The 12,522-nt window shown below is 60.5% G+C and carries 11 protein-coding genes and 2 pseudogenes; 7 read left to right on the top strand and 6 right to left on the bottom strand.

The window, feature by feature from the left end:
* The first annotated feature begins 130 nt into the window (after nt 1–130).
* Nucleotides 131–1,138: an AraC family transcriptional regulator gene (locus tag F3H96_RS13015; RefSeq protein WP_149802143.1), complete on the top strand. Its 1,008-nt coding sequence runs from the start codon at nt 131–133 to the stop codon at nt 1,136–1,138.
* A gap of 207 nt (nt 1,139–1,345) precedes the next feature.
* Here the strand turns inward: F3H96_RS13015 and F3H96_RS13010 are convergent, their stop codons facing one another.
* Nucleotides 1,346–2,377: a helix-turn-helix domain-containing protein gene (locus tag F3H96_RS13010; protein WP_149802142.1), complete on the bottom strand. Its 1,032-nt coding sequence runs from the start codon at nt 2,375–2,377 to the stop codon at nt 1,346–1,348.
* A gap of 86 nt (nt 2,378–2,463) precedes the next feature.
* On the opposite strand from F3H96_RS13010, the gene F3H96_RS13005 reads away from it, so the two are divergent.
* The gene (locus F3H96_RS13005; RefSeq protein WP_149802141.1) at nt 2,464–3,870 is read left to right on the top strand and encodes an FAD-binding oxidoreductase; all 1,407 of its coding nucleotides are present in this window, start codon (nt 2,464–2,466) and stop codon (nt 3,868–3,870) included.
* A gap of 662 nt (nt 3,871–4,532) precedes the next feature.
* Here the strand turns inward: F3H96_RS13005 and F3H96_RS12995 are convergent.
* Nucleotides 4,533–4,721 (bottom strand): hypothetical protein, encoded by a 189-nt coding sequence (locus tag F3H96_RS12995; RefSeq protein ID WP_149802140.1) that lies wholly within the window; start codon nt 4,719–4,721, stop codon nt 4,533–4,535.
* Nucleotides 4,722–4,906: 185 nt separating this feature from the next.
* Here F3H96_RS12995 and F3H96_RS30490 point away from each other — a divergent pair, with 185 nt between their 5' ends.
* Both F3H96_RS30490 and F3H96_RS30485 read left to right on the top strand, forming a co-directional pair.
* On the top strand, nt 4,907–5,122 hold the full coding sequence (locus tag F3H96_RS30490) for a hypothetical protein (protein ID WP_188131378.1): 216 nt from the start codon (nt 4,907–4,909) through the stop codon (nt 5,120–5,122).
* Nucleotides 5,123–6,088: 966 nt separating this feature from the next.
* Nucleotides 6,089–6,229 (top strand): hypothetical protein, encoded by a 141-nt coding sequence (locus tag F3H96_RS30485; protein ID WP_188131377.1) that lies wholly within the window; start codon nt 6,089–6,091, stop codon nt 6,227–6,229.
* Between the two features lie 28 nt (nt 6,230–6,257).
* On the opposite strand, the pseudogene F3H96_RS31085 reads toward F3H96_RS30485, so the two are convergent.
* Nucleotides 6,258–6,362, bottom strand: a pseudogene (locus F3H96_RS31085) (MoaD/ThiS family protein); the annotation flags it as partial.
* Between the two features lie 263 nt (nt 6,363–6,625).
* On the opposite strand from F3H96_RS31085, the gene F3H96_RS12975 reads away from it, so the two are divergent.
* Nucleotides 6,626–7,135, top strand: coding sequence for a group 1 truncated hemoglobin (locus tag F3H96_RS12975; protein WP_244619987.1), 510 nt, complete (start codon nt 6,626–6,628; stop codon nt 7,133–7,135).
* A 116-nt stretch (nt 7,136–7,251) separates the two neighbouring features.
* On the opposite strand, the pseudogene F3H96_RS31080 reads toward F3H96_RS12975, so the two are convergent.
* Nucleotides 7,252–7,350 (bottom strand): annotated as a pseudogene (locus F3H96_RS31080) (MoaD/ThiS family protein); the annotation flags it as partial.
* Between the two features lie 10 nt (nt 7,351–7,360).
* Here F3H96_RS31080 and F3H96_RS12965 point away from each other — a divergent pair.
* Nucleotides 7,361–7,525 (top strand): DOPA 4,5-dioxygenase family protein, encoded by a 165-nt coding sequence (locus tag F3H96_RS12965; RefSeq protein WP_244619986.1) that lies wholly within the window; start codon nt 7,361–7,363, stop codon nt 7,523–7,525.
* Between the two features lie 14 nt (nt 7,526–7,539).
* Nucleotides 7,540–8,430 (top strand): DUF4145 domain-containing protein, encoded by an 891-nt coding sequence (locus tag F3H96_RS12960; protein ID WP_149802136.1) that lies wholly within the window; start codon nt 7,540–7,542, stop codon nt 8,428–8,430.
* A gap of 137 nt (nt 8,431–8,567) precedes the next feature.
* Here F3H96_RS12960 and F3H96_RS12955 read toward each other — a convergent pair whose 3' ends face one another.
* Complete coding sequence (locus F3H96_RS12955; protein WP_149802135.1) at nt 8,568–11,864, bottom strand: metallophosphoesterase; 3,297 nt, start codon at nt 11,862–11,864, stop codon at nt 8,568–8,570.
* Between the two features lie 255 nt (nt 11,865–12,119).
* Complete coding sequence (locus F3H96_RS12950) at nt 12,120–12,365, bottom strand: MoaD/ThiS family protein (protein WP_149802134.1); 246 nt, start codon at nt 12,363–12,365, stop codon at nt 12,120–12,122.
* Nucleotides 12,366–12,522 lie beyond the last annotated feature (157 nt).

Below are 12,522 nucleotides of genomic sequence, written 5' to 3'. Positions count from 1 at the left end.
CCCGATCGTTCAGAGTAGGATCGCGCATATGCGCGCTTGCTCATATGGCCATATTGCTGGATAGTTCGGGATGTCCGGCCGAAAAATTCGTCATTCAGGGAGTAATCGATCGTTTCCGGAGGTGTAGTGCATGGATGTCCTTTCCGATGTGCTCCGAGCCGTTCGCCTGACGGGTGCGATCTATTTCGATATCGACGCCAGTTCTCCCTGGGTCGGCGAGTCGCCGGGTACCGCCCAGATTGCCGCCGCCATCATGCCGGAGGCCGAGCACGTCATTTCCTTTCATGCCGTAATGTCTGGATCGTGCTGGGCCGCGCTGGGAGACGATTCTATGCCTCCGGTACGGGTTAACGCCGGCGATATCGTCGTCTTCCCCGGAGGTGCCCCGAATGTCATGAGTTCCTCGCCGGGGAGGCGGGGCAAAGCCAACATGGCAATGTACTACCGGCCGGTAGACGAGAACCTGCCGTTCGCGGTGATTCATGGCGGTGGTGGAGACGAGCGGACCCGGTTTATTTGCGGGTACCTTGGCTGCGATGCGCGTCCCTTCAATCCCCTGCTCGCCGCGTTGCCGGCCATACTGTGCGCCCGCAAACCTGCCGAGGGCAGCAGCTGGGTTACTGACCTGTTTCGCCAGGCGCTGGCTGAGGGTGGCAGCGGGCGCGCCGGTGGCGAAACGGTTCTCGCCAAGTTGAGCGAATTGATGTTTGTCGAGGTCATCCGCGGCTATCTTGAGACCCTGCCAGAGGACTCGCGTGGATGGCTGTCCGGGCTTCGCGATCCGCACGTCGGCGAGGCGCTCCGACTCATTCACGCACGCCCTACGGAGGAATGGACATTGGACCGTCTCGCCCGCGACGTAGGGCTCTCGCGCACTGCTTTTGCGGGCCGCTTTAGCCACTACGTCGAGGTCTCGCCCATGCAGTATCTTGCTCGCTGGCGTCTGCAGCTGGCGGGACGCCTGCTCGAACGGCCCGATGTCAGCATCGCCCAGGCGGGAGCTGAGGTCGGCTACGAGTCGGAGGCCGCGTTCAATCGCGCCTTCAAAAAGTTTGTTGGCATTCCACCTGGTACCTGGCGCAAGGGGCGTTCGGCTTTGCTGAAAGCCCAAGGGTTGCCCTCTGTCGTCGTTCAGTAGGCAAAAATGGCACGCGTTCACGCCTCAGGCTGCGTGCCGAGCCGACGTCGACGCAGAGCTCGAATGCCAGCTTCTGGCGGCAACCGCGACCTTTAGTCTAGCGTGATCACGGGCAATGTCCGCTCTCGTGCAGAGGTGAAGTTGACCTCAACGGCCGATATCGGGGCGCAGAGCGGCATATCGGCATCGCGCAGCGACGGTTGAGATTCAATCGCGGCTCAGCGCTCGCCGGAGAGCACCGAAACGAATGCGATATTGCGCCGGCGTCAGCCCGACCTTGCGACGGAAGAGACGCCCGAAAAAACTCGCATCCTCGTAGCCGACTTCATTCGCCACCGCTTCGACCGGGAGATCGCCCGTCTCTAGCATCTGCTTGGCCTGCTCGAGCCTGAGCGCGTGGATGTAGTCGATCGCCTTCATGTCCGTAGCCCTGGCGAAGCGGCGCACGAAGGAGCGCTCGGACAGGCCTGACAACTTTGTCATGGCGGCGACGGGCGAGGGGGTCCGGTAGTTGAGCTCCGCCCATCTCTGGCACCGGTTGATCACCGCGTCGCTGGTCTGGCGAAAGCGCATGAGCGCGGCGAAGGGCTGCTGGCCCATGTCGTGCCACTGCAGCATGTAGACCTTGGCGACCTCCATCGCCTCCTTGAGGCCGACAAAGCGCGCGATGAGATAGAGGGCGAGATCCTGCCAACTCGAGCCGCCACCGGCCATGACAACCCGTTGCGCCTCGCCGCTCAGCACAAGCGACTGGTCCGGCTTCACCTTCACGCCGGGATAGTTGTTCGTGAGCGTCTCGACATATCCCCAGTGAATGGTCGCCTCGCGATTGTCGAGCAGCCCGGCCTCGCCGAGCAGCACCGCGCCCGAGCATGCGCTGGCCAGCATGGCGCCGTCGTCATGCGCACGTTTTAGCCAGGCGGCTTCGGCGTCATACTGCCCGGCGACGCTTCCGCCCGGATTGACGAAGAAATCGGGGATGCAGACGATGTCGGGGCGGGGGCAATCGGAAAGCGCGTGGTCCGGGCGCACCCAGACGCCGTTTGCAGCGCGAAACGCGCTGCCGTCCCCGGCAACCACATAGGGCCGCATGCGCGGCGTTCCCGCGGCTCCGCTGGTTATGAACAGGAAATCCCTGCCGGGCGAGGAAAACAGGTCGAACATGCCGTAGATCGTGGAGGCAGTAGCCTCGGGAGCGGCAAGTATCGCCACATTCAATGGGCCGCCCTGTTCAACCATGGCAGAAATGACCGCCTTCCAGCATTTTCGACTTTAGTGGCTGTGCCCGCGCCGCGCTAGCGTGCGTGAAACGAGGAGACACCCACATGGCCACCGCCGCCACCCTTGCACGATCGAGCATCGAAAGCTTCCGTTCAACGATGCGCGGCGAAGTGCTGGAGCCGTCGGCGCGGACCTACGATGCGACGCGGGTCGTCTGGAACGGCATGATCGACCGCCGTCCCGCCCTCATCGCGCGCTGCCGGAGCGCTGCCGATGTCGTGGCATCGGTGAATTTCGCGCGCGAAGAGCGGCTGGCGCTCGCGATCCGCTCGGGCGGCCACAATGTTGCGGGCTACGCCGTCTGCGACAGCGGCCTGATGATCGACATGTCGCTGATGAATGGCGTGCGGGTCGCGCCCGGCCTCGATCGTGCCTTCGTCGAGGGCGGCGCTATTTGGGCCGATGTCGATGCGGCCACCACCCCGCTTGGCCGCGCCACGCCGGGCGGCCTGATCTCGGCGACTGGCGTTGCCGGCCTGACGCTCTCAGGAGGCATCGGCTGGCTGCGCGGGAGCCACGGCCTCAGCGTCGACAATCTGCTGGCCGCCGATCTGGTGACCGCCGATGGACGCCTCGTCCATGCCGATGCGACGCAGGACCCGGATCTCTTCTGGGCGCTGCGCGGCGGCGGCGGCAATTTCGGCGTGGTGACGAGCTTCGAGTTCAAGCTGCACCCGATCGAACCGGAGCTGATGTTCTGCGGTCCTGTCTATCCCGAAGAGAGCGCCAACGAGATCATCCCGCTCTGGCGCGACTTCATGCAGACAGCACCCGACCGCTTGAGCGGCCTGGCCGAGTTCTCTACCCTGCCCGACGATCCCTCGATTCCCGAGCATGCAAGGGGCCGGCGCGTCCTGGCGCTCGCGCACGTCTATGACGGACCTGCCGACGAGGGCGAGCGCGTCGTTGCTCCGCTGCGCAGCTTTGGCGAACCGCTCGTCGATTTCAGCGGTCGCATGCCGTACCGCACCATCCAGTCGCTCTATGACGGCCTGTTCCCGAAAGGCCGCGACCGCTGCTACTGGAAATCCACCTACCTCTCGCGCCTCGACGACGACGTCATCGGGGAGATTACCGCGCGGATGGCGAAGCGCCCCTCCGAAATGACCTTCGCCTCGATCTGGAAGTTCGGCGGTTTCGTCCAGCGCGTTGCAGCCGATGCGACCGCCTTCGGCGACCGCTCCATGCCCTTCATGCTCAGCCTCGACGCCATCTGGCCAGGCGCTGATGAGGACGATGCGAACATCGGCTGGGTTCGCAGCTTCTGGCAGGACATGCAGCGCTACTCGACCGGCCGCCTCTATCTGAACTTCCCCGGCCATGGCGAAGGAACGGATCTCGTGCGCGACGCTTTCGGAGCCGAGGCCTACGCCCGGCTTGCAGGGATCAAGCACAGATACGATCCGGACAATCTGTTCCGCCTGAACCAGAACATTCTGCCGATGCACTGACGCACAATCCAAATCGGGCGTACGATGGCGACTCTCGTCTCGTTGGCTTTGATCGAGCTGAGTCGCGAGCGAGCGCAGCGTGGTCGCCGTGATGTCCGCTTTCAATCAGTGGCAAATCTTTCCGCAACGGCTGAGATGAGGCGCAAAGAGGGGCGTTCGGCTTTGCTGAAAGCCCAAAGGTTGCCCTCTGTCGTCGTTCAGTAGGCAAAAATGGCACGCGTTCACGCCTCAGGCTGCGTGCCGAGCCGACGTCGACGCAGAGCTCGAATGCCAGCTTCTGGCGCAACCGCAATCTTTAGCCTAGCGTGATCATGGGTAATGTCAGCTATCAGGAGACGGCAAAGCTGATCTCAACGACCAACATAGGGCGCAAGGCTGGCACTCTATGCGCCCCCCACTCACCCCCCAGCCAGCCGCGGCAGCAGAAAAATCTCCGCCCCCTCCGGCAGCTCCTTGCTCCACGTATCCCGATAAATCACCCCGTCGATCGCCACCGCGATGCCGCGATCGATCCACGGCTCTATCCCGGGATCCGCCAGCTTGCCGAACAGTTCCCTGATGTCCTTGGCCTCGATCTCGTGCTGGGCTCTTGCCGCCGGCGACGGCGCTGAGCGAGCCCCAGAGGGTGACTTCGACCGGCTAAGGCCGAGCTTGGCGACGCCTCAACCCTCCTCCGGCACGACAAAGGAAAGCGCGATCAGGTCGTCGACGTCGATGCCGCCATGGCCATTGTCCAGGACGTCCGCGACCTTCTGAAAGGCCAGCATGTCATCCACGCTGAGGTTGGCTTCCCTCAGCCTGTCTTGCAAACCCGCCACCTTGGTTTCCAGGATCCTGGAAGTCTCGATCATGCTTGCCTCCGTTACTGTCCAACGCCGCGTTCCAGACGCCCGGCATCAGGCACGTGAACACCGCCGGGCAAAGGCTGATTGCTATGCCCACGGCCACCGCAACACCCATCCGCTCCGCTTTCGCGGCGATCTTTGCAAGACCGTCATCGGCTGGGACGAGATTGAGAATGGAAGGATCGCGGTGATTGAGCGCGCTGTTGTCGTTCGCGGCCATCTCGAACCGCTCCCGGAAAGGAAGCCGCGCCTCGGGAAAGGGCTCGCAGGAACTCATCCGCATGGGTCACGCCCCCGAGCGCCGCCTTCCCGTGGCGTTCGAAAAGCGCCAGCTTGGCCGAGTAGCCAAGCCTGAGCTTTGTCTTGCAGGCGTCGCATCGGAAGGTGCTCACCGCCTTGAACCATGAGCCATTTCTGATGATCGGCCGGCGGCAATTGGGACATTCATAGCGAAGACTGACGTCCCGCAACTCATCGGAAATCGACACTGTTCGCCTCTGTCTGCAACCCTTGTTCTTCATCGGACGCCCGCCACCTGCGCGCAGGTGACGGGCAATCCAGCCAACTGACGATGAAGGGACTGATTGCTCGTCAGCGCAGCCCTAATGAGATCACGGGGCATATGTTTCACGCGATGGACCAATGCGCTGAGGAATGCGACCTCAGTCGCATCGGGGGCCGTATCAGCGGGCCCTCATGCTGCCGGAGCAGCGAAGGATAGGACGCCGTGTTGCTGGGACCAGGCGCCGGCCTCAGGAACATTAATGCGCCCCAAGGGTTTTCTCGGAAAGTATGGTGCAAGCGGGTGGAACCATGGCCGAGTTGGCGTTTGCTTTCGTGTTTTATTCGGGGCTGACCAGCCACGACATGCTGGGGGCTGTCGTGTCTTTGATGGCGGGGCTTCTGCTCTACAACGTTATGCGCGAAGACCGGCCAAACCGATAACCAGCCCCAAACCGATAGCTGGCCCGAACCAATAACCAGGCGACGAGTAAGCGGCCCGGCTCGAAAGCGGGGGTGCCCAGGAGTCGGGCCTGATCGGCGGGGGGCACGGACTAGATACAGCGCGCCGGCTGATATTGTTATATCAGCTCAGGCTAAATCATCGCCATCCGAACGAATGACGCTTGGACCAGCCTCGGGCGGACTTTGGCGCTCGCTAATTATTGGTCCTCCGTAGGAGGACCTGCCATGCACAGCATCATCTACATTGCCGGACTCATCGTTGTCATTCTCGCCGTCTTGAGCTTTTTCGGGCTTAGACGATAAGGGCCATCCCAAGCCGGCCGGCACCGGTCGCCAGATATATGTCGATTTCCTAAATTCGATAGTGCTGATGTTATGGCGCCTGTCGAGGAAACCCACAGCTGGAGTTGGCTGCGAATATCTTCGCCGGTGTCTGGGGCGCCTGCGTGCTGGCAGCGGTTTGGTATCTGTCGACGCGTTCGTCGCCGCCGGTTGCCGAAAGCAAAGAGCAGCGGGAGCTGCGTGAGTGGCTCGACAGCCAATGCTAGGTGTGGTGCCGGCCAGCCGCCGGTTCACTCACCCCCCAGCCAGCCGCGGCAGCAGGAAAATCTCCGCCCCCGGTGGCAGCTCCTTGCTCCACGTATCCCTATAAATCACCCCGTCGATCGCCACCGCGATCCCGCACGGCGGCCTGAGCATCCTCATCCATCCCAACACCACCAACCCCAAGCGCGACTACACGGTCGACCCGCCCACCGACATATCTTGGCGCTGAAAGAATATTTCGGGCGGGGTCTCGTTAGTCCCTCATGCGATGCCATTTAAGGCAAAGTGAATATGTCCCGAAAACATGCATCGAAGCCGCCAGAGCGGCTTGCTCTGGCCCAACGGAGGAACCAGGCATGAAAACGGCTGTTTCGACGTCACTTACAAGACGAAGCATCGTGGCGGCGCTGGCGGCGGCGACCGCGTCGACTGCCATATTGCCCGCCGGCGATGCGCTCGCCCAGACCAAGCAGATCACGCCCGGGAAAAGCCTGTATGATCGGCTGGGGGGCGTGTTCGCCATCGCGGCGGTGGTGGATCACTTCAGCGACGCCGTCGTGAAGAACCCCATCGTCGGCCAGAAGTCCAAGAACCCGCAACTTCGCAAATGGCACACCAAGAACCTCGAACGCCTTCCGGGCCTCAAATTCATGCGCACGCTGTGGGTGTGCGATGTTTCCGGCGGCCCCTTCAAGTTCGTGGCCACGAAGCCGGGCACGACGCCTCTCGGCCTCGAGGAGGCCCACCGGGACCTGAAGATTTCTCCCGCGGAATTCGATGAGGTCGCGGCGGAGCTCGGGCGGACGCTCGACCACTTCAAGGTTCCGAAGGCCGAAAAGACCGAGGTCCTTGAAGCCTTCGCCGCGCATAAGGACGAAGTCACCGCCGGCTACGCCAAAAAGGGCTGAAGCTCAGCGCAGGGATGGAGCGGGGAGATGCCGAGACCGACCGGGCGCCCGGCCGGTGCTGATCCCGGCGAGTCCGCACGGGGCTCGCTGCGATCAAGGCCGCAATCTCGCCTCACCCCCGCCAGCCGCGGCAGCAGAAAAATCTCAGCCCCCTCTGGCAGTTCCTTGCTCCACGTATCCCGATAGATCGTCCCGTCGATCGCCACCGCGATCCCGCACGGCGGCTTGAGCATCCTCATCCACCCCAACACCACCAACCCCAAACGCGACCACCTGATCGACCCGATCTGGATCGGCCGCGCGCTCGGCGTGCATGGCGAGGTGCTGGGCGAGGAAGACGAGGCGGAAAGGGCGCTGGAGGTGAATACCGAGCCGAGGCTGGGGGTGTGAGGGGGACGTGTGAATTGTTGCTGTCGAGCTTAAGCCTGAAACAATTGTCTGCTTGGGGGCCGGAAGGCGAACGGCGGCTTCAGAGCGGCCAACCGTGGAAGCGGACTTCGGCTGCGCCGATCTTCCTGCTCACCGTTGGAAAAGTTAGTTGGTGTTTGTTATTGAGTTCTATGGCCAAATCACCGAAAGCAACGAAAAAAGCGCATTGCCCCACCTGCGATGGTGAGCGCACCTGCGAAGTCCACGGAACGATCTATAAGCCTTGGGATTGGGAGGATCGGCAATATGGCCATTCGGTCAACGGCGGCGTGGACCACTCCCTGCTTGAATGCCGAGGGTGCGAGACGGTGTTCTACGAAACCTCCAACTGGAACAGTGAAGATATAGATCACTACTACGATGCGATGGGTCAGGAGCAGTACGAGCATCCGAGGGAGATCACGACCTATCCGAAGCCAGAGGCCAAGACGAAGCCGGTATGGTTCGACACCATGCAGAAGGCTGACCCCCAGCTGCACAATATCCTAAGCCAGATGTACGTGGCGCACGATAACCAGGCCTATATCCTCACAGCGATCGGACTCAGAACGGCATTGGACCGAGCGACCGAAGTTCTCGGCATCGATCCAGCCAAGACATTTGATGAAAAGCTGAACGAACTCCGCAACGGAGGCTGGATCGGGCAAACTGAGCGGGACATCCTCGGCGTCGTCACTGATGCGGGCAATGCTGCTGCGCATCGCGGATGGGAGCCCGACAGCCGAGAAGTCTCCGAACTACTCAAATCGTTGGAAGTTTTTCTCCATCGCGCCTTCATCGTCGGCCAGAAGGCATTGAGCATTAAGAGCAGCATTCCCGCGAAGCAAAAGCGGCTGACCATGGCTGCGAAGAAGACTACGCCTTGACCGGCAAGGGGCTGATAGTGGATTGGCTGCTCTGATGTGCATAACGGCGCATTGCAGCCTTAGGGTCGCGGTCGGCGATCCGCTATGCTAAGGGCTGCAGCGGCGACCCTAGCTAAGATGCCTGGGCGAACCGTCAGTCAGCCTTCAATCGCAAGTGGAACGCTGGCAGTGGAATGTAAGCGAGCCTTGAAATAGCTTCCGTCACGATTCTCCGGAATTGCACTATCATCCTCCTTGGCTATCGACGCCAGCGAGGAGATGTACTGCTCCTCCTTTTCTCCCACGCCCCTAATCCTCCAGATGAATGAGCTGTTCCGGAACAATGCGAAGAGGTTGTTCATCTCGCGGCGTCTGGCAAAGCTCTTCCAAAGTGCCCGGTGACACCTGTCGAAAAGCGAGGGTATCCGCTGGATGAACAAGTACTGGTAGGCCGCTATGAGCCGGGAATGGTCCGCATCCGAAAGCGCTTCGCCGTCCTCGAGGACTTGCTCGGCCAAACTGACCGCGGCCCTCGCCAGGTTGTATATGTCGTCGGAATCCTTGTTGGGGCTCAGCACCTCATTCAGATACCTGTCCGCAAACGCCTTGTCGTCGCTCTCGCGTGCCAGCTGAAGTGCCAGATTGTTCGCAACGATATGCGATTTTTTCTTGCGCGCCTCTAGCTGTAGCCTCACGAGCTTGGCCGTGCGTTCCGGACTTGCGGGCTCGCTCTGGATGATGATCGATCTCGCCTGCAGCTTGTAAGAGTTGTCCTTAGTGGCCTTGAAAAGTTTCTCGGCGTATTCCTTAGCCTTCGGATCTCCGCCGTAGGCCAATGCCAGCGAAAGCCAGAGGGATTCACGATCTGATCTATCAAACTGTGAGGGGTCCAGCTCTTCCAATATATGAATCGCTCTGGAGCGCTCTCCAGTCAGCCGGAGCGCTTGACCATAGTTGAGCCGGACGCGAGCGACCATATCGTCGGCGACACCCGCCGGCGCCGTGTGCAAGAACGACGAGGAGAATTCGGAAGCACCGTAGTAGTGTGATCCTAAGTTGAGAGCGTCGGCAAAGGCTGCGCTCAGGTGCATCAGCGCGATCACCTCCTCGATATCGCCCGCCCGCAAGGCCGTTTTCAGAAGGCGCAGGAGGATAGCCGAGGCGTTCGCGATTTCATGGTGCGAACACTTCGGACTGGAGTACTTGCGGTCAGGTGGCCAACTGGTGGATCCAGCTCGCCAATTTGCACCAAAATACAATTCCGCCGCGCGCCTGTTGTGCTGATTGAGAAGCTCTTCCGACATCTGCCCGCGCACGACGTCGCGCACCGTGCGGGGAACAGTCAATATCCTGCGGATTTCAGCCTGACTCTGCTGCTCCAGTCCCGGAAGAGACGAAGTGACTATAAGAGCGCGATGGCGAAGCTCGGTTGCATTGGTGGGATAGAATCCGTGGACCCCGTTGAAACGCTTAATGTGCTCGAATTGAGCTCCATGAGGAAATGTCGCCAGCGCTTGCAACATCTGCAGAGCGCGCTGCAGCATTGGGTGAGTGGCGGCGCCCAGCTCCTCGATCGCTCGCCGCAGACCCTGGGAACCGCTTGAAGGTTCGTTCTCGCCAGTCTCCTGATGACTCGCGACCAGCTCGGACAAAGTTACGACCTGTAGTGCCTTTAGCGCTTGGTCGACTTGATCAGGAACGCCGCCGGTGATGACCAGCAATTTGGCAACCGCATCCTGAGCCGCCAGCTCGATGCCGCCTTCTGGACTGTTGGCGATGTAGGCTTTGAGATCGGGCTCGTCTAAGGCTCCGATCTTGACCTTGCCGAATTGGCTATTCGCCGGATCAGAACTGGTGCGCAACAGGATTACTATGCCGGGGCAATAGTCGAGGATGGCTTGGGAAAGTGCTTCGAGCTCTCCCTCCCTGGGCATCGTGCCCTGCACTCGTTCTCCCAGGACTACATCGTCCAGGAGCAGGACGGCCGCGTCGCCAGTCGCAAGCTCATCCGATACCTGCTGGATCTTGAAGCCTAGCCTAGCCTCGATTTCCTGGGCAAGATCGCTGCCGGCGGACATTTCGCTTAAGTCGAACCGGAACACAGGCAAGTCCGACATCTCATGCATTTGCAGGACGGAAGACACAAACTCGTCCGAACCCAACCCCCAATCGGCAATGATCCACAATCCACGCTTTGCCAGCGCGTTGGCAGCAATGTCCTGCTCCTCCTTCCTGACGAAGGCGTGAGGCCCGGGTGGCAGAAGGTGATGCCTGAACCTTGAAAGGAGGTTCGTCTTTTCTGTCGACGCCGTCGCGACGAATGCTTCCTCTCTTTCTGCTTGCGCGACAAGCGAGACGGAATTCACCACCCCAGCGGCTGCGGACTTGATCACCTGCTTGTCAGGCAGTTGCGTCACCGTGCTCTCATTATCGGGCAAGATGAACTCGAAATTGGGAGTGACCCGACCCTGACCTGATCTCGTGACTTGGTACGTCCGGGGCCAGATCCTAAGCTGCCGACCCTTCTCGTTTATGACAAGCGCACCGGCACTATAGCCATGAATGCGTTGGGTCCTGCCATCGCCGAAATGCTCCAGGCCAAAAAGGGACGGCGACTGAAATATGGCCACCGGGGACGAGCCCATCTGCGATAGGCTGCTTGAGAGAGGCTCGTGCATGTGGCCGAATAAATGGAGATCGAAACGGCCAGGCGGAGCGATCTCCTTCTTCCATGTGTCCAAGCTGCTTGGCGACAACCACTCTACCGGTTGATGGGTGACCAAAAGATTGAAGTCGTTTGCGCGGCACCAGCCTTCTGCATCCGGCAGTATCCCGGACAGCTGCTGATGGTCCACGTGCAGATCACCGGACTTGTTCTCCTTGCTCAATTGAAGCCATGTGGAGTTTAGACCGACCAGGCCGAGTTGCCTCTCGTCCTTGGCAAACCTGACGACCTGATCGCCAGGCAGGAAGCCCTGGGCCGCATCAACGACGGGTATTCCGACCCCGCGAAGCGCTTCGTACCAGGCCTGATAGTTAGCAAACGCGCTCCTAATGGTTTCTCGATAGGGACCAGTCGGGTTGTTCAAGAAATCATCGCGGACATTGTGCTTCTTCGACCAGTCCTGCAGCAACATCGCAGACATATCGCTGGCACCTGGACGAACGAGGTCATGGTTCCCTGGAACCGCCATGAACTTCGGCGAGCAATCCAAGTCCGCCAACTTTCCGTAGAGTTCCACAAGCGCAGCCGTTGCGCCCTTGAATTCCTCGGCGTCACCCTTCTGCACTATGTCACCGGAGAAGATCAGGAGATCCCACGGTCCCGACTGACGATGCAACAGAGGAAGGTCGTCGTAGAAATGATGCTTGAGATTGGCCCAGAGCGGTGCTTGGCCCTTCATACCGAAATGAAGATCTGACAAATGGAGCCAGCGGAAACTTACGTCAGGCATCAATCAGCTATTCAGGTTTTCTCGTTATCCGACTCATCGGCTTAGATAACAGTCTGTCATTAAGCTTCACGCTACGAAAGTGTCACGGCAAACAAGTGAGAGATTTGGCTGACGTTCATCCTATGGGGCGATAGGAGGAACTAAGTAACCATCCCCTCGGCGGATCGACAGCTTTTGGACGATCGTCAGACTAGCCTGTATGACCAGAACGAGGCGCAAAGCTGCTTACCTGTTACGTCGCGCCGTAACCTCTGCTCACCCCCCAGCCAATCGCGGCAGCAGAAAAATCTCCGCCCCCGCCGGCAGCTCCTTGCTCCACGTATCGCGATAAATCACCCCGTCGATCGCCACCGCGATGCCGCGGTCGATCCAGGGCTCAATCCCGGGATACTGTTCCGCCAGCTTGCGGAACAGTTCCCTGATGTCCTTGGCCTCGATCTCGTGCTTAGTCTTGCCGCCGGCGACGGCGCTGAGCGAGCCCCAAAGGGTGACGGCGACCATTTGAGCCTAAGGTGTGTCGATGTTCAGGTGAGGCCGGCCTGCAAACGGCGGCTTCCTGCGCTTCCGGTGCTCACGTACTTTGAATACGCTCCGCTCCGGTTCTCGGAAGCCATCATTCTCGGCTCGGCCTGACCTGAATCTCAACACACCTTACCCT

The organism is Mesorhizobium sp. NFR06 (genome assembly GCF_900115245.1).
GTDB lineage: Bacteria > Pseudomonadota > Alphaproteobacteria > Rhizobiales > Rhizobiaceae > Mesorhizobium.
The sequence above is the reverse complement of the archived record's forward strand: the minus strand, read 5'-3'. Positions and strand labels throughout refer to the sequence as shown.